Raw genomic sequence first — 18,071 nt, forward strand, 5'->3', positions numbered from 1 at the left:
CTTCGTATCCCAGAGCGCAGCGTACTCGCATCTCGAAGTGCAACGTTACTGCTTTACTCCAAGCATAAAAAAGCCGCTGACGAATCAGCGGCTTTCAAAAACATTAGCGAGTGGCTAAAGAAGAATTACTTCTTCTTTTTCACTGCTTTTTTGTTTGGAAGGTCAGTGATTGAACCTTCAAATACTTCCGCAGCTAGACCAACAGACTCGTGTAGAGTTGGGTGAGCGTGGATAGTAAGAGCGATGTCTTCTGCGTCACAACCCATCTCGATTGCTAGGCCGATTTCACCAAGAAGCTCACCACCGTTAGTACCTACGATAGCACCACCGATTACACGGTGCGTGTCTTTGTCGAAGATCATCTTCGTCATACCGTCTGCACAGTCAGATGCGATTGCACGACCAGAAGCTGCCCAAGGGAAAGTAGCAACTTCGTAGTTGATGCCCTCAGCTTTCGCTTCTTTCTCAGTCTTACCAACCCATGCTACTTCTGGCTCAGTGTACGCAATTGATGGAATTACTTTAGGGTCGAAGTAGTGCTTCTTACCAGAGATAACTTCAGCCGCTACGTGACCTTCATGCACACCTTTGTGAGCAAGCATTGGTTGACCAACAACGTCACCGATCGCGTGGATGTGAGGAACGTTTGTACGCATTTGCTTATCAACGTTGATGAAACCACGTTCGTCAACTTCGATACCAGCTTTTTCAGCGTCGATAAGTGCGCCGTTTGGAACACGACCGATAGCAACAAGAACTGCATCGTAACGCTCAGCTTCAGCTGGTGCTTTCTTGCCTTCCATTGAAACGTAGATACCGTCTTCTTTCGCTTCAACTGCAGTCACTTTAGTTTCAAGCATTAGCTTGAACTTGTTCTTAATGCGCTTAGTGAATACTTTAACGATGTCTTTATCCGCAGCTGGGATAACTTGGTCGAACATCTCAACTACGTCTACTTTAGAACCTAGAGAGTGGTAAACCGTACCCATTTCTAGACCGATGATACCACCACCCATGATAAGCAGTTTTTCTGGTACTTCTTTCAGCTCTAGCGCATCAGTTGAATCCCAAATACGTGGGTCTTCATGCGGGATGAATGGCAGTTTGATTGGGCGAGAACCCGCTGCAATGATAGCGTTGTCGAAGTTAACCGTTGTTGACTCGCCTTCACCTTCTACAAGGATAGAGTTAGGACCAGTGAACTTACCGTAGCCATTAACTACAGTCACGTTACGCATCTTAGCCATACCGCCAAGACCGCCAGTCAGTTGGTCTACTACTTTCTCTTTCCAGATACGGATCTTGCTGATGTCAGTTTGTGGCTCACCGAATACAACGCCGTGATCAGCCATCGCTTTCGCTTCTTCAATTACTTTTGAAACGTGAAGAAGTGCTTTTGATGGAATACAACCAACGTTTAGACATACACCGCCAAGAGTGCTGTAACGTTCAACTAGTACTGTTTCTAGACCTAAATCCGCACAACGGAATGCAGCTGAGTAACCAGCAGGACCTGAACCAAGTACAACAACTTGGGCTTTAATTTCTTTGCTCATTGTGACCTCTTGTAGTCATTATCCCTAACAGGCTTGAGAAGATGTTCTTAAATTATTGGGCTTTCAAACAGCCAACATTTTACAGAGATGTTAACAGTGTGAAAGTAGCTTTAAGTTAGCCTGTGAGCTAGACAACACTTCCCTTTCGCTTTATGAGAAAAGCGGGAACTGTTCTCTAAAAAATACTTTGTATAAAGAATTAAGGTGACCCGAAAGCCACCTTAATATTTACTTTCTAAATTACAGTACTAGACGACGAATGTCAGATAGTGCGCTGTTTAGGAAAGTAATGAAGCGTGCACCTTCAGCACCATCGATCACACGGTGGTCGTATGATAGAGATAGTGGAAGTTGTAGGCGTGGTTCGAACTCTTTGCCGTTCCACACAGGCTTCATTTCAGACTTAGATACACCAAGGATACCTACTTCTGGAGCGTTTACGATTGGCGTAAATGCAGTACCGCCGATGCCGCCAAGGCTAGAGATTGTGAAACAACCGCCTTGCATGTCAGCTGCAGTTAGCTTACCAGCACGTGCTTTCTTAGACACAGCCATTAGCTCTTCAGATAGCTCGTAGATGCCTTTCTTGTTCACGTCTTTGAATACAGGAACAACTAGACCGTTAGGCGTATCTACTGCGATACCTACGTTTACGTACTTCTTAAGAATGATGCTTTCGCCATCTTCAGAAAGAGAAGAGTTAAACGCTGGGAACGCTTCTAGCGCTTTAGCAACAGCTTTCATGATGAACACAAGTGGAGTGATCTTCATGCCAGTGTCTTTCTTAGCTTCGATTGCGTTCTGCTCTTTACGGAATGCTTCTAGCTCAGTGATGTCTGCGTTGTCCCACTGTGTAACGTGAGGGATCATTACCCAGTTACGGTGTAGGTTTGCACCAGAGATCTTCTTGATCTTAGAAAGCTTCTGAACTTCAGTTTCGCCGAACTTGCTGAAGTCAACTTTTGGCCAAGGTAGAAGACCAAGAGCAGAGCCGTCACCGCCTTTGCCAGATGCCGCAGCACCAGACTCAAGACGCTTAAGTGCATCTTTAACGTAAGACTGAACGTCTTCTTTAAGGATACGGCTCTTACGACCAGTACCTTTAACCTTAGATAGGTTAACGCCAAATTCACGAGCAAGACGACGAACAACAGGAGACGCGTGTGCGTAATCGTTGTTTTCTTGGAAGTCGTTAGCTGCAGGTGCCGCTTCAGCTTTTGCTGCTGGAGCAGGAGCCGCCGCAGGTGCTGGAACTGCTGCTTGTGCAGGTGCTGCAACAGGAGCAGGCGCTGCGCCTTCAACAACGAAAGTCATGATTAGAGAACCAGTCGTTACTTTGTCGCCAGCTGCAATCTTGATCTCTTTTACCGTACCAGCAAATGGAGCTGGAACTTCCATTGAAGCTTTGTCGCCTTCGACAGTGATTAGAGATTGCTCTTCTTCTACTGTGTCGCCAACCGCTACCATTACTTCAGTAACTTCTACTTCGTCACCGCCGATATCAGGAACGTTTACTTCTTTTTCTGCTGATGCCGCAGGAGCTGCTGCAGGAGCCGCTTCAACTGCAGGAGCAGCTGCTACTGGAGCGCCAGAGCCTGCTACTTCAAATACCATCACTAGAGATCCAGTTGATACTGAGTCTCCAGAAGCGATCTTGATTTCTTTAACTGTACCAGCGAATGGTGCCGGAACTTCCATTGATGCTTTGTCGCCTTCAACAGTTAGAAGAGATTGCTCTTCTTCTACTGCATCGCCAACTGCAACCATGATTTCAGTCACTTCTACTTCGTCGCCACCGATATCTGGAACATGAACTTCTTTCAGTTCTGCCGCTGCTGCTGGAGCTGGAGCCGCTGCTGGAGCTGCTTCTGCCGCAGGAGCAGGTGCAGCTTGCGCTGCACCCTCGGCTTCGAAAATCATGATTAGAGAACCAGTTGTTACTGAATCGCCTTCAGAAACTTTGATCTCTTTTACGATACCCGCTTGAGACGCAGGAACTTCCATTGAAGCCTTGTCGCCTTCAACAGTGATCAGTGACTGTTCTTCTTCAACCTTGTCGCCAACGTTTACTAGAATCTCAGTTACTTCAACCTCATCAGCACCGATGTCAGGTACGTTAATTTCGATTGCCATTGTTTTTCTACCTTATGCGTATTGCGGGTTTGTTTTTTCTGTATCGATGTTGAACTTAGCAATTGCTTCTGTAACAACAGACTTCTCAACATCACCACGTTTAGCTAGCTCAGTTAGGGCAGCAACTACTACGTAGCCTGCGTTAACTTCGAAGTGACGACGTAGGTTTTCACGGCTGTCAGAGCGGCCGTAACCGTCTGTACCAAGTACTTTGTAAGACTCAGTTGGCATGAACGCACGTACTTGCTCAGCGTAGTTCTTCATGTAGTCAGTCGCAGCGATTGCTGGTTCGTTACCAAGAACTTGAGCGATGTAAGGTACTTTCGCTTCGCCTTCTGGGTGAAGCATGTTATAGCGCTCTACATCTTGACCGTTACGAGTTAGTTCGTTGAACGATGTTACAGAGAACACATCAGACGCGATACCGTACTCTTCGCTTAGGATAGTCGCAGCTTTACGTACTTCGTTCATGATAGTACCAGAGCTCATTAGTTGAACTTTAGACTTGTCACCAGCGTAAGACTCAAGCTTGTAGATACCTTTACGGATGCCTTCTTCAGCGCCTTCTGGCATTGCTGGCATTGCATAGTTTTCGTTCATTACTGTTAGGTAGTAGAACACGTTCTCTTGCTCAGAACCGTACATGCGACGGATACCGTCTTGCATGATAACTGCAACTTCGTAAGCGAATGTTGGGTCGTAAGAGATACAGTTAGGAACAGTGTTCGCTAGTACGTGCGAGTGACCATCTTCGTGCTGTAGACCTTCACCGTTAAGCGTAGTACGACCAGCAGTAGCACCTAGTAGGAAACCACGAGCTTGTTGGTCACCAGCCATCCATGCCATGTCGCCAACACGTTGGAAACCGAACATAGAGTAGTAGATGTAGAACGGGATCATTGGTAGATCGTTTGTGCTGTAAGAAGTCGCAGCAGCAACCCAAGATGCCATTGAACCTAGTTCGTTGATACCTTCTTGTAGTACCTGACCTGAAGTCGCTTCTTTGTAGTAAGAAACGATGTCGCGATCTTGAGGCGTGTAGTTCTGACCGTGCGGGTTGTAGATACCGATTTGACGGAACAAACCTTCCATACCGAACGTACGCGCTTCGTCACAGATAATAGGAACAACGTTTTTACCGATGCCTTTATTCTTCAGAAGGATGTTTAGTGTACGTACGTATGCCATCGTAGTAGAGATTTCACGCTTCTGTTCGCTTAGTAGCGGTGCAAACTCTTCTAGTTCTGGGATTTGTAGTTCTTGAGTGAACTTAGGTAGACGCTGTGGCGTGTAACCTTTTAGTTCTTTACGACGAGCGTGTAGGTATTCGTACTCCGCTGAACCTTCTTCAAGTTTCAGGTACGGAAGCTCTTTCACTGCTTCGTCAGTTAGGATGTCTTGAAGACCTAGACGATCACGTAGGTGTAGAACGTGAGTCATGTCCATCTTCTTAACTTGGTGCGCGATGTTCTTACCTTCAGCCGCTTCACCCATGCCGTAACCTTTAACAGTCTTAGCTAGGATTACTGTTGGACGACCTTTAGTTTCTGCCGCGTTTTTGTAAGCTGCGTATAGCTTAGAAGACTCGTGACCACCACGCTTAAGAGCGAAGATTTCGTCGTCAGTCATGTCTGCAACTAGTGCAGCTGTCTCTGGGTACTTACCAAAGAAGTGCTCACGTACGTACGCGCCATCTTTAGATTTGAATGTTTGGTAGTCGCCATCTACAGTTTCGTTCATTAGCTGTAGTAGTTTACCAGACGTATCTTTAGCAAGTAGTGAATCCCAGTTGCTACCCCAGATAACTTTAACAACGTTCCAACCAGCACCTTTGAATAGGCCTTCTAGTTCTTGGATGATGCTACCGTTACCCATTACAGGGCCGTCTAGACGCTGTAGGTTACAGTTGATTAGGAATGTTAGGTTGTCTAGCTTTTCACGTGCTGCGAAAGATAGAGAACCACGTGATTCTGGCTCATCCATCTCACCGTCGCCTAGGAAAGCGTATACACGTTGAGCAGAAGTATCTTTAAGACCACGACCTTCTAGGTACTTAAGGAAACGCGCTTGGTAGATCGCAGAGATTGGACCAAGACCCATAGATACCGTTGGGAACTGCCAGAACTCAGGCATTAGTTTAGGGTGCGGGTATGAAGGGATACCTTTACCATCAACTTCTTGACGGAAGTTATCTAGCTGCTCTTCAGTTAGACGACCTTCAACGAATGCACGAGAGTAGATACCTGGAGAGATGTGACCTTGGTAGTAAACTAGATCGCCACCGTCCGTCTCGTTTGGAGCACGGAAGAAGTGGTTGAAACATACTTCGTAGAAAGCAGCCGCTGATTGGTAAGAAGCCATGTGACCACCTAGGTCTAGGTCTTTCTTAGAAGCGCGCAATACGATCATGATTGCGTTCCAGCGAATAATCGAACGAATACGACGCTCAAGAGTTACGTCACCAGGGTAAGCCGGCTCTTGTGCTGCTGGAATGGTGTTGATGTAGTTAGTGTTGATACCCGTTGGCATATCAACGCCGTCTAAACGTGCCTTTTCTAGAACTGTTTCTAGTAAGAACTGTGCACGTTCTACACCTTCTTCACGTACTACTGACTCAAGAGCTTGTAACCAATCTTGAGTTTCCAGAGCATCAACGTCATGCTTCATGTCAGACATGGCGATCTATCCTTTTTGTTAGTTGGATTCTACTAAACACGTAAAAAGCCGTAGGATTACGACTCTTTACCCTGTTGAATTCGACGCAGTGAGCGTTCGCGACGCGACTCTTCTCTGGTCAAATCCAGCAATGTTTCTTCGATGTAAGCTAAATGAGAATGTGACATTTCACGCGCCTTCTCAGGCTGGCCAGAAACAATCGCATCCACGATGTTAGCTCGATGTATACTCACTTTTTCCACAACGTCTTTTCGACGATGCAACAGCTTTAGATTTTCTAAGACATTTTGCTCAAGTAACGGAGCTAAACTGCGAACGATATGCAAAAGCACGACGTTATGAGCCGCTTCCGTTAAAGCGATAAGGAAAGCCATCACAGCTGCAGATTCAGCTTCAATATCAGTCTTTTCTTGCGCACCTCGAATGTTATCTAGGCATGCTTGAATTCGAGCAAAGTCTTCTTCAGTACCACGCAACGCAGCAAAATAAGCAGAAATTCCCTCCATCGCATGACGCGATTCCAACAAGTCTAGTTGGGTTTCGGAGTGAGTGGACAACAAATTCAGGAGCGGATCTGAAAAGCTTTTCCAGATATTTTCACTGACGAACGTTCCCCCACCTTGACGGCGAGTAAGCAAGCGCTTGGCTTCTAAACGTTGTATCGCTTCTCGGATCGAAGGACGAGACACATCGAACTGTTTAGCCAGTTCACGCTCTGGCGGCAGTTGCTGCCCGGGCGCCAGTGTTCCTTCCACAATCAACCTTTCTAACTCTTTTTCAATGACATCTGAGAGTTTTGGCTGACGAATCCTTTGATAAGCCATAGTTTGCTGTTCTTCTTTTTATGTGCTGGTAATTGGTAATACCAATTTTGATTGGTGCAGAAATTAACATAATTAAAACGCCACTGTCCAGCTCAAAATTGACCTGAATCATAGAACGCAGCATGAATTAACCATGATTTAACAAATGAAATTTAAAACAGCAACTAAATTGGTCTTACCATTTACAGCGTTAATACTATTGGGGAGTGCCCGTGCTAGAAAGTTTCAGGATAAAAATGAAATATTTCAGATTGATTAGGCTCTCTTGGTTAAAATTCAAACCAAGCGCACAGATTGAGAATAAATCCTATTAATAATTGTTCACATCTGGCCTTTTGAAAGATCCATCACACTCTTGAGGCGATAAAAAGGGCCTGCACCCAGAACAGTTACAAGCCCTTAACATCGGTGTAAAACCAATATGCCAATATAGGATTATCAGAATAGCTACAGAGTTAGGCGTTGACGGTACTTCACCCAATCAAAGGAGAGCCCCGGATCCGTTTTTCTTAATGGAGCGATGTATTGATGTCCTGTAATACGTTCTGCCGTGATCTGCGGAAAACGTTGGGTAATCGCATCGGTCAACTCTGCTAGTGCTCGGTATTGCGATTCGCTGTAGGCGACAAAATCCGTCCCCTCTAGCTCAATGCCAATAGAATAATCATTGCAACGCTCTCGCCCAGCAAAGCTCGACTTCCCCGCATGCCAAGCACGGTCAAGGAAAGAGACAAACTGCACAATCTCTCCGCTTCTACGAATCAAACAGTGCGCAGACACGCCCATATTGTGAATGACTTTAAAAAATGGGTGCTCCTCTGGATTGAGCTGACCAGTAAAAAACTGCTCAATATAAGGACCACCAAACTGTCCAGGTGGCAGGCTGATGTTATGTACCACCAGCAAAGAGACATCGTCTTGCTGAGGGCGAGCGTCATAGAAAGGGGACGGCAGGTGTTTCGCGGCGCTATACCACCCAGTTTCGCTGATCATCATAAACGCCATACTCCTTACTCTTATTGCTCAATATATAATGACTATTCGTGTGAGCTCGACCTAACTCAAGGCGGGCTCAACTCTTTAATTTGCAGTGAAGCAAGAGTATCATTCCTACCCCACTCCCTTTCAAGATTAGATTTGCGATGAAAAACACACATAACAGCCACCAACGCCTTGACTACTTAAAAGAGCAGCTTCCATTAGAGATCTCTCGTGCAGTTGCAGAAACCATTAAAGAAGATCTAGGCGGTACACTGGATCCAGCGGCTGATATAACGGCAAGTCTAATCCCAGCTGACGCAATCAACAGCGCAACCATCATCACTCGCGAACATGGCGTATTCTGTGGTAAAGCATGGGCTGATGAGGTATTTAAACAGCTTGGCGGTGAAGTAACTATTGAGTGGAACGTAGAAGATGGTGACAAGGTTGAACCTAACCAAACGCTTTGCACCCTAACCGGTCCTGCTCGCGCTCTACTGACGGGTGAGCGCAATGCGATGAATTTCATTCAAACGCTATCTGGCTGTGCGACGGCAACAGCTATCTATGCAGACAAAATTAAGCACACAGAGTGCCGTCTGCTTGATACTCGTAAAACTATCCCAGGTCTGCGTAGCGCACTCAAGTACGCTGTAGCATGTGGCGGCGGTTTCAACCACCGTATCGGCGTGTTCGACGCTTACCTCATTAAAGAGAACCACATCATTGCTTGTGGCGGCATCGAGAAAGCCATCGCAACAGCAAAAGAGCTCAACCCAGGTAAACCGGTTGAAGTTGAAACGGAGAGTTTGGAAGAGCTTGAGCAAGCGATCAGCGCAGGGGCAGATATCATCATGCTAGACAACTTCACCACAGACATGATGCGTGAAGCGGTTAAGATCAACGCAGGTCGTGCAGCGTTAGAAAATTCAGGTAACGTGACACTAGACACCATTGCAGAGTTTGCAGAAACCGGTGTTGATTACATCTCAGTAGGCGCATTGACTAAGCACCTTAAAGCAATGGATCTTTCGATGCGTTTCAAAGCGTAATCTATTGATTAAAAACACATTTGATATTAAAGGCACCCTTTCCTACGGTGCCTTTTTCGTTTCTAACACGTCACTAATGAGACATCTTATCTAACTTGATCGCATAATCTTATGCAGTATATGAAACAGGTTACTAATAAATTCAAAGCGACTCGCGCCCTTATCTGAACACCATTCCACACACGATTACCGACTCTTATTCTAAATCCACCAAGTGCTTGCACTGTAACCAACAACAAATGGATTAGAACAATGAAAACAAGACAAACAAAGCAGAAAGGCTTTACGTTAATTGAATTGATGATTGTAGTGGCGATTATTGGGATTTTATCGGCTTTTGCTGTACCTGCTTATCAAAACTACACAATGAAAGCACACGCAAGTGAAATGCTAAACGCATCTTCTGCAATGAAAACTTCACTTGGGATATGCCTGATAAACGGCGAAGCTGACTGTTCTTCGGGTAACGGAGGCGTACCAACAGCACAAGACTTAGGCGCGTTTACTGTATCTTCTGTTGCAGGTGTGAGTGGTGCTGCGACAACGATCCAGGCAGTAATTGATGCAGGTCAAAGTAAAGGAAAACTCCTAGCTGGAGATAAAATAACAATAACTCCTAGTCTTTCAACCGCTGGTGTAACGTGGTCTATCACCTGTGCCAATGGGTCAACGCAAAACGCAGCCGTTTCGGACTGGTGCCCTGTAAACTAATGCTAACGAACCTACCCACCGTTCTGCGTCAGGCTAACCTACTTAGCCTGGCTCAAGAACAAGTCGTAGTGGAACACTTACAAGCTTCTGGTGGCTCAACACCGGAAGCTTTAATCACACATGGTTTGTTCAGTGCCGATAGCCTTGCCGAACAGACCGCACACCTCTTTGGCTTACCGTTAATATCACTCACTGATTACGACTATGAACCTCTGTGTGAACAGCTTGGGCTGCGCGAACTCATCACTCAACACCGAGTCATACCGATCGCCAAAGCAGCATCTACACTTACCTTGGCTTCTGCTGACCCAACCAACCTGCATGCTGAAGATGATTTTCGTTTTGCCACTGGACTGCAAATTGACTCAGTAGTTGCAAACTATCGTACTCTTGAAAGTGCAATTCGGCGACTTTATGGTAAAGCAATTACCAATGGTGATAGCAATCGCAAAGAGATTACCCAAGACGAACTCGCCCATTTGGTGGAGGTTTCTGATGATGAAGTCAGTACCGTCGAAGATCTTAGCCAAGATGACTCGCCCGTCAGCCGCTTCATCAATCAAATCCTAGTCGATGCGGTGCGTAAAGGCGCATCAGATATCCATTTTGAACCTTATGAGGAGTACTACCGAGTCCGTCTACGTTGCGATGGCATCTTAATCGAAACCCAACAACCGGCAGCACATCTTAGTCGGAGACTATCAGCACGTTTAAAGATCATTGCTAAGCTTGATATTGCGGAGCGCCGTTTGCCTCAAGATGGTCGAATTAAGCTGAGGCTCAATCAAGAGATCGCCATCGATATGCGTGTCTCTACTCTGCCGACACTTTGGGGAGAGAAGATTGTGTTGCGCCTGCTCGATAGCAGTGCAGCCAACCTTGATATTGACACTCTTGGCTACAGTGAACAGCAGAAATTACTTTATCTCGACGCGCTAAAACGTCCACAAGGCATGATTCTTATGACGGGCCCAACCGGTAGCGGCAAAACCGTCTCTCTTTATACAGGGCTTCGCATCCTTAACACCTCAGAAAGAAACATCTCTACCGCTGAAGATCCTGTAGAGATTAACCTTTGTGGCGTCAATCAAGTCCAGGTTCAACCCAAAATAGGCTTTGGCTTTGCTGAAGCGCTGCGATCTTTTCTGCGCCAAGATCCAGATATCGTGATGGTCGGTGAAATACGCGATATTGAAACCGCTGAAATTGCGATAAAAGCCTCCCAAACCGGCCACTTGGTACTCTCGACACTGCACACTAACTCAGCTGCAGAAACAGTCACACGCCTTGCACATATGGGGATTGAACCTTTTAACTTGGCTTCATCATTGAGCCTCATCATTGCTCAACGTCTCGCAAGGCGACTATGCCCACATTGCAAAATTAGAGACGATGACCAAACCATTTATCACCGTCATGCCATTGATGCTAACCACACGTTTTTTAAAGCGAATCCGAACGGCTGCAATGAGTGCAATCAAGGTTATGCCGGCCGTGTGGGTATCTATGAAGTGATGCCGTTTACTGACAAGCTCAAAGCCAGTCTCATCTCCCGCCCAAACGCGATCGAGATAGAAACTCTCGCTAAACAAGAAGGTATGCAGACTCTCCGAGACTCTGGTTTAGAGAAGCTGTTATTGGGTATCACAAGCTACCAAGAGCTGCAGCGTGTCCTTTATATCTAGATGCGCCTTTTATTATCTCCCCCTCGACCAACAACGGTGTGAAATTTATGGCAATAAAACCTAAACAATCACAACTCAAGAATTATCACTGGAGAGGCATTAACAGCTCGGGAAAGAGAGTGTCAGGGCAAACCTTGGCTCTTACTGAGCTAGAAGTCAGAGACAAGCTTCGCGAACAGCATATTCAGATCAAAAAGATAAAGAAAAAAAGTATCTCCGCGCTCACTCGCCTAACAAATCAGGTCAAAGCAAAAGACATCACCCTGTTAACACGCCAGTTAGCAACCATGTTAGGAACCGGAGTTCCAATCATCCAAGCGATAAAACTGGTGTCAGATAACCATAGAAAAGCTGAGATGAAATCGATTTTATCGCAGATACGCAAAGGCATTGAAGCTGGAACCCCTTTATCAAAAGCGATGAGAACCGCAAGCCGCCATTTTGATGACTTGTATACCGACCTTGTCGCAACCGGAGAGCTGTCTGGAAACCTCGCAGAAGTATTTGAACGACTGGCGACCTACCGAGAAAAGAGCGCGCAGCTCAAATCAAAAGTGGTTAAAGCGCTGATTTACCCTGTGATGGTAGTAATGACAGCCTTATTGGTTTCCTATCTGATGCTAACTAAAGTGATCCCAGAGTTCGAGTCCATGTTTTCAGGATTTGGTGCTGACTTGCCTTGGTTTACAGCTAAAGTCATGGAACTGTCTCACTGGATGCAGGCCTACGGCTTCTATACCTTTGTTGGTTTGGGTGCAGTAACTCTACTCTTCATCCAGGCCCGTAAACGCTCTTATGCCATTCGGCTTGCCACTAGCCGCATTGGCTTACGCATACCCATTATCGGAGGTGTAGTCGCCAAGGCTTCGATAGCCAAATTCAGCCGCACGTTGTCAACCAGCTTCAGTTCTGGGATACCGATCCTGACAAGTCTTAGAACGACAGCCAAAACGACAGGTAACGTACACTTTGAATCCGCGATTACGGAAGTCCACAAAGAGACAGCGGCAGGAATGCCAATGTATATTGCGATGCGCAATAGCCAAGCCTTCCCTGAAATGGTACTGCAGATGGTGATGATAGGCGAAGAGTCTGGCAACCTTGATGATATGCTCAATAAAGTGGCGACGATCTATGAATTTGAGGTCGACAACACCGTCGATAATCTGGGCAAGATCTTAGAGCCACTGATCATCCTTTTTCTGGGATCTGTTGTAGGGAGCTTAGTGGTTGCGATGTACTTACCGATCTTTAACTTAATGAGTGTGTTAGGATAGGCGACAATCAATGACAACACACTCATGGCTCTCGCCAGTTAGACCCCAGTGGACAGGACACTATGGAAGTATTTCACTACTATCCTTGGCTATTCCCCGTATTAGCTTTTATCTTCAGCCTACTTATCGGTAGTTTTCTCAACGTCGTTATCCATCGTTTGCCAATTATGATGCAACGAGAATGGCAGCAAGAGTGCTCTGAAAGCTTCCCTGATTACAAGATTCCGATGCCAAAGGGGACATACAACCTCAGCGTACCCCGTTCAACCTGCCCGAAATGTGAAACGCAGATTCGAATCATCGATAATATTCCAGTATTCAGTTGGTTGGTTTTGAAAGGCAAATGTCGACAGTGTTCGAACCCTATCAGCCCTCGCTACCCTTTGGTTGAGCTACTCACTGCGGTGATGTGTAGCTTCGTTGCGGCGCATTTTGGTTTCGGTTACTACGCAATCGCACTGATCTTTTTTACCTTTGCCTTAATATCAGCGACCTTCATCGACCTCGATACCATGCTACTGCCCGATCAAATCACGCTACCATTGGTCTGGTCAGGTATTGCGCTTGCGCTGTTTGGCATCACCCCTATCACCCTTCAAGACTCTGTCATAGGAGCAATGGCTGGCTACTTAGCGCTATGGTCAGTCTACTGGCTATTCAAACTCCTAACGGGCAAAGAGGGCATGGGCTATGGCGATTTCAAACTTCTTGCCGCATTAGGGGCTTGGCTTGGTTGGCAACACCTACCCATGATCATTTTGCTCTCTTCGCTGGTTGGCCTCGTGTTTGGCTTAATTCAGCTGCGATTGAAACAGCAAGGCATCGACAAAGCCTTCCCTTTTGGTCCTTATCTCGCCATTGCCGGTTGGATCAGTCTAATTTGGGGCGAGAACATTATGGCTTGGTATTTTACTTCGGTTTTAGGAATTTAATTTTATGGCTACCATTATTGGTCTCACTGGCGGTATTGCTAGCGGAAAGACCACCGTTGCTGACCTGTTTCAAAAGCACTTCAACATCGATATTGTCGATGCCGATATCGTAGCACGTGAAGTCGTTGCGCTAGGCAGCGACGGACTACGTCAGATCACTGAACATTTTGGCGAAGCAATCCTTTTAGAAGACGGGACCCTCAACCGAGCGAAACTTCGTAAGCAGATCTTCAGTCACCCAGAAGACAAAGCTTGGTTGAATGCGCTGCTTCATCCAATGATTCGTAATAAGATTGAACAAGAGCTGACAAACATTCGCTCTCCCTATGGTTTACTCGTTGCACCTTTACTGATTGAAAACCAGATGCAAGGTATGGCAGATCGCGTTTTAGTTATTGATGTTCCTAAAGAAGTTCAGATTCAACGCACCATGAACCGAGACAATGTCTCTGAAGAACAGGTCAACGCGATCCTCAAATCACAAGCTTCACGAGAACAGCGTTTAGCGGTTGCGGACGACGTGATTAAAAACCATACTAAAAACCAAGATCTTTTGCCTCAAATCACAGATTTACATCAAAAGTATCTAGCAATAAGCACGCAAGATCGGTAAAAATAGTCTTATGTTGAATGAAGGTTTGCTTGATGATCACTCATAAATTTGAACATCCTCTAAATGAGAAAACACGTATCTACTTAAGAGTGGAATCCCTCTTGAGGCAGCTGCACCTGTCTTCAACATTTTCAGATGCTCAACAGTACCAACTGTTCTTTCGTTCAATCTTCGATCTGATTGAGATCTTTGAACAAATTCAACTAAAGAGTGAACTGGCAAAAGACATTGAGAAGCAGCGTGTGACGTACAAGAGCTGGCTCAATGTCGAAGGCGTCGATCAGGAGATGCTCACTTCACTGCTAGAAGACATCAGCAACATCTACCGTGAGCTAATGCTGGCTGAACGCTTTGGTCAGTCTCTGAAAGAAGATCGCTTCCTAAGTGCTATTCGTCAGCGTTTCAACCTACCCGGTGGCTCATGTTGCTTTGATCTACCGGCTCTGCACTATTGGCTGCATCTTCCTCTTGATAAGAGAATGAATGATGCTAAAGCTTGGATGGATAGCTTACAACCTCTGTACGACGCCCTAAACCTATGGTTAAAGTTAACTCGTGAAACAGGGCACTTCCAACCGCAAATCGCTCGTGCGGGCTTCTTTCAAAGCGATGCGGAAGAGGCGAACATCTTACGCCTCTCAATTCCAATGCAGTATGGTGCTTACCCAATGATTTCAGGACACAAAAACCGCTTTGCCGTGAAGTTTATGTGTTTTGAGAGTGGTCAGGCGTGTACTCAAGACATCGAATTTGAATTGGCTGTCTGCAGTTAAATACCGTATTAAATTGGCTTGAGTCTCGCTCAGGCCTACAATTCTAGAATCACACCCAACTAAGAAACATTATGTCTAAAAAAGTCACCATCGTTAAATGCCCACAATGTCAGAGTGATGTTGAGTGGGGTGAACAGAGTCCACACCGCCCTTTCTGTAGCAAACAGTGCCAGATGATTGATTTTGGTGAATGGGCAGACGAAGAAAACAGCATCGCTGGTGCTCCGGATATGTCTGATAGTGATGGGTGGTCAGAAGACCAGTACTAGATTCGAGATTCGAGATTCGAGATTCGAGATTCGAGATTCGAGATTCGAGATTCGAGATTCGAGATTCGAGATTCGAGATTCGAGATTCGAGAAGAATTATTAAGGGTTGGCGTTTTGCGTCAATCCTTTTTTATTGCTGGTAAATTGGTGTTGGCTGAAAGAGATTCCCTACTCCTTCCTTCGTCAGTCTAGGGAATGACGGCAAAAGTAGTCCCATTGTCAGCTCCTCTAGTTTTAGCTACTAACCTCGTAACTCAAACCTCCCCGTCATCCCCAAGAGTGAGGAACGAGCGAGTTGGGGATCTCTTACTTTCGAAAATCGATATAACACGCACAAAAAAGCGGAGCCAAATGGCTCCGCTTTTATCGATAGAATGCAAAAAGAATTACTTCTTAGCAAGCTTCTCTTTAATACGAGCAGACTTACCAGAACGCTCACGTAGGTAGTACAGCTTGGCACGACGTACTGCACCGCGGCGTTTAACTTCAATGCTATCAACCATTGGAGAGTGAGTTTGGAACGTACGCTCAACACCTTCACCGTTCGAGATCTTACGAACTGTGAATGCAGAGTGAAGACCACGGTTACGAATAGCGATTACAACGCCTTCGAAAGCCTGTAGACGCTCACGGTCACCTTCTTTTACCTTAACCTGAACTACAACAGTGTCACCTGGTGCGAATTTAGGAAGGTCTGATTTTAGTTGCTCTTCTTCAAGAGCTTTAATGATGTTGCTCATTTGTATAAATTCCTAGAATAAACTGATACTAAATTTAATAGGTTACTGCTTGCTTTTCGTTTCAGAGCGATGCTCTTTAATGAATTCAGCCAGTAATTGTTCCTGTTCGTCAGTCAGAGCTAGGTTTTCCAGGAGTTCTGGTCTTCTTAGCCAAGTACGGCCTAGCGATTGTTTTAATCGCCAGCGACGAATGTCCTTATGGTTTCCAGACTTGAGTACCGAAGGCACTTCTTTATCGTCTAGCACCTCAGGGCGCGTATAGTGAGGGCAATCTAACAAGCCATTTGCAAAAGAATCCTCTTCTGCTGACGCGAAATCGCCTAGGACTCCCGGAATAAACCGTGAGACCGAGTCAATTAACGTCATGGCTGGCAGTTCGCCACCCGTCATCACAAAATCGCCAATCGACCATTCTTCGTCGACTTCAGATTGTATGATGCGCTCATCTACCCCTTCGTAGCGACCACAGATAAGAAGTAAATTCTCATTTGTTGCCAACTCCTCAACACCTTTCTGGTCGAGCTTGCGACCTTGAGGTGAAAGGTAGATAACTTTCGTCTTCCCCGGTGATGCTTGCTTGGCAGTATGGATAGCGTCGCGCAAAGGCTGAACCATCATTAACATGCCAGGACCACCACCGTAAGGTCTGTCATCAACAGTGCGATGTTTATCGTGAGTGAAATCGCGAGGATTCCATGTCTCAATCGATAAAAGACCTTTTTTAACCGCTTGACCTGTTACTCCAAAATCAGTAACAGAACGGAACATTTCAGGAAAAAGGCTAATTACGCCAACCCACATGTGTTCTCTCGCTCTGCAATTTTGGAATTAGAATCCAGGATCCCAGTCAACTTCGATCCGTTGAGCTTCGCGATCAACTTTTTTGATCACTTGCTCTTCAAGGTACGGGATTAACCGTTCCTTTTGGCCAAAAGCATCTTTAAGATTTGCTTTCACCACTAGAACATCGTTTGAGCCAGTTTCTAATAGGTCAGTGACCTCACCAAGGGAATAGCCCTTAGTGGTAACAACTTGCATACCAAACAATTCACGCCAGTAGAATTCATCTTCTGACAATTCAGGTAGTGATGCCGGGTCTACAGCGATTTCAAAGTTAGTCAGAGTATGAGCTTCTTCACGAACCTCAAGCCCTTCAAGCTTACACACCATACCTTTGTTATGGCGCTTCCAGCTTTCAACATTGAACTCAACCCACTTACCCTTTTGGTTAATATACCAAGGGGTGTAATCGAATATGCTTTCAGCATTGTCTGTGTAGGAAAAAACTTTCAGCCAGCCGCGAATGCCATAGGTAGCACCAAACTTGCCCATAACAATTTTTTCGTCTTGCTTGCTCATCGTTTCTTTATCCTTCATCGACATAAGCTATGTCTTCTACTTAAAGTAAAATTAAGCCGCTTTTTGAGCGTCTTTAACTAGCTTAGCTACGCGGTCAGATAGAGATGCGCCTTGACCAACCCAGTGGTTAACGCGATCTAGGTCTAGACGTAGACCTTCTTCTTGACCTTGAGCAGTAGGGTTAAAGAAACCTACTTTCTCGATGAAACGGCCAGTTGCTGCATTGCGGCTGTCCGCTACTACGATTTGATAGAATGGACGCTTCTTAGCGCCGTGACGTGCCAAACGAATGGTTACCATGTCGTCCTCTTTGCTTTCTTAATAAATAAATTAACCCCAGAAGCTATTTATCAATAAATAACTTGGGGTCTCGTGCCAAATTAAAGCCCCGGAATTTTACTCTTATTCCGGGGCAATGCAAGGGGTTTAGCTATTTTTTCACCAACAGAGTCTCTGTACACTTTCTGTGACAGAGCTAACACTCTGAAAA

17 protein-coding genes are annotated in these 18,071 nt (G+C 45.7%); 8 read left to right on the forward strand and 9 right to left on the reverse strand.

The window, feature by feature from the left end; all coding sequences use genetic code 11:
- Nucleotides 1-125: 125 nt before the first annotated feature.
- The 5 genes from lpdA to ampD form a co-directional block, all read right to left on the reverse strand.
- Nucleotides 126-1,556, reverse strand: coding sequence for a dihydrolipoyl dehydrogenase (gene lpdA, locus AC6I7V_RS11230; RefSeq protein WP_255229941.1), 1,431 nt, complete (start codon nucleotides 1,554-1,556; stop codon nucleotides 126-128).
- A gap of 240 nt (nucleotides 1,557-1,796) precedes the next feature.
- Nucleotides 1,797-3,689 (reverse strand): pyruvate dehydrogenase complex dihydrolipoyllysine-residue acetyltransferase, encoded by a 1,893-nt coding sequence (gene aceF, locus AC6I7V_RS11235; RefSeq protein ID WP_498010901.1) that lies wholly within the window; start codon nucleotides 3,687-3,689, stop codon nucleotides 1,797-1,799.
- 12 nt (nucleotides 3,690-3,701) lie between these two features.
- Nucleotides 3,702-6,365 (reverse strand): pyruvate dehydrogenase (acetyl-transferring), homodimeric type, encoded by a 2,664-nt coding sequence (aceE, locus tag AC6I7V_RS11240; protein WP_255229939.1) that lies wholly within the window; start codon nucleotides 6,363-6,365, stop codon nucleotides 3,702-3,704.
- Nucleotides 6,366-6,421: 56 nt separating this feature from the next.
- Nucleotides 6,422-7,189, reverse strand: coding sequence for a pyruvate dehydrogenase complex transcriptional repressor PdhR (gene pdhR, locus AC6I7V_RS11245; RefSeq protein WP_255229938.1), 768 nt, complete (start codon nucleotides 7,187-7,189; stop codon nucleotides 6,422-6,424).
- Between the two features lie 447 nt (nucleotides 7,190-7,636).
- Nucleotides 7,637-8,185: a 1,6-anhydro-N-acetylmuramyl-L-alanine amidase AmpD gene (gene ampD / locus AC6I7V_RS11250; protein ID WP_255229937.1), complete on the reverse strand. Its 549-nt coding sequence runs from the start codon at nucleotides 8,183-8,185 to the stop codon at nucleotides 7,637-7,639.
- A gap of 146 nt (nucleotides 8,186-8,331) precedes the next feature.
- Between ampD and nadC the strand changes: the two genes are divergently transcribed.
- From nadC to yacG, 8 genes are all read left to right on the forward strand, one after another.
- The gene (gene nadC / locus AC6I7V_RS11255; protein ID WP_255229936.1) at nucleotides 8,332-9,222 is read left to right on the forward strand and encodes a carboxylating nicotinate-nucleotide diphosphorylase; all 891 of its coding nucleotides are present in this window, start codon (nucleotides 8,332-8,334) and stop codon (nucleotides 9,220-9,222) included.
- A 252-nt stretch (nucleotides 9,223-9,474) separates the two neighbouring features.
- The gene (locus AC6I7V_RS11260) at nucleotides 9,475-9,933 is read left to right on the forward strand and encodes a pilin (RefSeq protein ID WP_498010902.1); all 459 of its coding nucleotides are present in this window, start codon (nucleotides 9,475-9,477) and stop codon (nucleotides 9,931-9,933) included.
- Complete coding sequence (gene pilB / locus AC6I7V_RS11265) at nucleotides 9,933-11,618, forward strand: type IV-A pilus assembly ATPase PilB (RefSeq protein ID WP_498010903.1); 1,686 nt, start codon at nucleotides 9,933-9,935, stop codon at nucleotides 11,616-11,618. Before AC6I7V_RS11260 ends, pilB begins: the two co-directional genes overlap by 1 nt.
- 47 nt (nucleotides 11,619-11,665) lie before the next feature.
- Nucleotides 11,666-12,895 carry a type II secretion system F family protein gene (locus tag AC6I7V_RS11270; RefSeq protein WP_498010904.1) on the forward strand — a complete coding sequence of 410 codons (1,230 nt, stop codon included), beginning with the start codon at nucleotides 11,666-11,668 and terminating at the stop codon, nucleotides 12,893-12,895.
- A 62-nt stretch (nucleotides 12,896-12,957) separates the two neighbouring features.
- Nucleotides 12,958-13,827, forward strand: coding sequence for a prepilin peptidase (locus AC6I7V_RS11275; RefSeq protein WP_498010905.1), 870 nt, complete (start codon nucleotides 12,958-12,960; stop codon nucleotides 13,825-13,827).
- Nucleotides 13,828-13,831: 4 nt separating this feature from the next.
- On the forward strand, nucleotides 13,832-14,440 hold the full coding sequence (gene coaE, locus AC6I7V_RS11280; RefSeq protein WP_255229931.1) for a dephospho-CoA kinase: 609 nt from the start codon (nucleotides 13,832-13,834) through the stop codon (nucleotides 14,438-14,440).
- Between the two features lie 32 nt (nucleotides 14,441-14,472).
- A complete protein-coding gene (gene zapD / locus AC6I7V_RS11285) occupies nucleotides 14,473-15,213 on the forward strand; it encodes a cell division protein ZapD (protein WP_255229930.1) in 741 nt (246 codons plus the stop codon).
- Between the two features lie 71 nt (nucleotides 15,214-15,284).
- Nucleotides 15,285-15,482: a DNA gyrase inhibitor YacG gene (gene yacG, locus AC6I7V_RS11290; RefSeq protein WP_239841210.1), complete on the forward strand. Its 198-nt coding sequence runs from the start codon at nucleotides 15,285-15,287 to the stop codon at nucleotides 15,480-15,482.
- A 386-nt stretch (nucleotides 15,483-15,868) separates the two neighbouring features.
- Here yacG and rplS read toward each other — a convergent pair whose 3' ends face one another.
- Genes rplS through rpsP form a run of 4 tightly spaced genes read right to left on the reverse strand, consistent with a single transcriptional unit; the run spans nucleotide 15,869 to nucleotide 17,881 of the window.
- Complete coding sequence (gene rplS / locus AC6I7V_RS11295) at nucleotides 15,869-16,222, reverse strand: 50S ribosomal protein L19 (protein WP_032549758.1); 354 nt, start codon at nucleotides 16,220-16,222, stop codon at nucleotides 15,869-15,871.
- 42 nt (nucleotides 16,223-16,264) lie between these two features.
- Entirely contained in the window at nucleotides 16,265-17,023 is a 759-nt protein-coding gene (gene trmD, locus AC6I7V_RS11300; protein WP_239841211.1) for a tRNA (guanosine(37)-N1)-methyltransferase TrmD, read from the reverse strand.
- Between the two features lie 27 nt (nucleotides 17,024-17,050).
- Entirely contained in the window at nucleotides 17,051-17,605 is a 555-nt protein-coding gene (gene rimM / locus AC6I7V_RS11305) for a ribosome maturation factor RimM (protein ID WP_032549760.1), read from the reverse strand.
- Nucleotides 17,606-17,632: 27 nt separating this feature from the next.
- A complete protein-coding gene (gene rpsP / locus AC6I7V_RS11310; protein ID WP_004410028.1) occupies nucleotides 17,633-17,881 on the reverse strand; it encodes a 30S ribosomal protein S16 in 249 nt (82 codons plus the stop codon).
- Between the last annotated feature and the right edge of the window lie 190 nt (nucleotides 17,882-18,071).

Source organism: Vibrio sp. KUL70, from assembly GCF_059725515.1.

Excerpts from the sequence above, each read along its gene's own strand:
- aceE (WP_255229939.1), bottom strand. The coding sequence starts at position 6,365 with ATGTCTGACATGAAGCATGACGTTGATGCTCTGGAAACTCAAGATTGG.
- rpsP (WP_004410028.1), bottom strand. The coding sequence starts at position 17,881 with ATGGTAACCATTCGTTTGGCACGTCACGGCGCTAAGAAGCGTCCATTC.
- AC6I7V_RS11270 (WP_498010904.1), top strand. The coding sequence starts at position 11,666 with ATGGCAATAAAACCTAAACAATCACAACTCAAGAATTATCACTGGAGA.
- yacG (WP_239841210.1), top strand. The coding sequence starts at position 15,285 with ATGTCTAAAAAAGTCACCATCGTTAAATGCCCACAATGTCAGAGTGAT.
- zapD (WP_255229930.1), top strand. The coding sequence starts at position 14,473 with ATGATCACTCATAAATTTGAACATCCTCTAAATGAGAAAACACGTATC.
- pdhR (WP_255229938.1), bottom strand. The coding sequence starts at position 7,189 with ATGGCTTATCAAAGGATTCGTCAGCCAAAACTCTCAGATGTCATTGAA.
- lpdA (WP_255229941.1), bottom strand. The coding sequence starts at position 1,556 with ATGAGCAAAGAAATTAAAGCCCAAGTTGTTGTACTTGGTTCAGGTCCT.
- rplS (WP_032549758.1), bottom strand. The coding sequence starts at position 16,222 with ATGAGCAACATCATTAAAGCTCTTGAAGAAGAGCAACTAAAATCAGAC.
- ampD (WP_255229937.1), bottom strand. The coding sequence starts at position 8,185 with ATGATGATCAGCGAAACTGGGTGGTATAGCGCCGCGAAACACCTGCCG.
- AC6I7V_RS11260 (WP_498010902.1), top strand. The coding sequence starts at position 9,475 with ATGAAAACAAGACAAACAAAGCAGAAAGGCTTTACGTTAATTGAATTG.
- trmD (WP_239841211.1), bottom strand. The coding sequence starts at position 17,023 with ATGTGGGTTGGCGTAATTAGCCTTTTTCCTGAAATGTTCCGTTCTGTT.
- aceF (WP_498010901.1), bottom strand. The coding sequence starts at position 3,689 with ATGGCAATCGAAATTAACGTACCTGACATCGGTGCTGATGAGGTTGAA.
- nadC (WP_255229936.1), top strand. The coding sequence starts at position 8,332 with ATGAAAAACACACATAACAGCCACCAACGCCTTGACTACTTAAAAGAG.
- AC6I7V_RS11275 (WP_498010905.1), top strand. The coding sequence starts at position 12,958 with ATGGAAGTATTTCACTACTATCCTTGGCTATTCCCCGTATTAGCTTTT.
- coaE (WP_255229931.1), top strand. The coding sequence starts at position 13,832 with ATGGCTACCATTATTGGTCTCACTGGCGGTATTGCTAGCGGAAAGACC.
- pilB (WP_498010903.1), top strand. The coding sequence starts at position 9,933 with ATGCTAACGAACCTACCCACCGTTCTGCGTCAGGCTAACCTACTTAGC.
- rimM (WP_032549760.1), bottom strand. The coding sequence starts at position 17,605 with ATGTCGATGAAGGATAAAGAAACGATGAGCAAGCAAGACGAAAAAATT.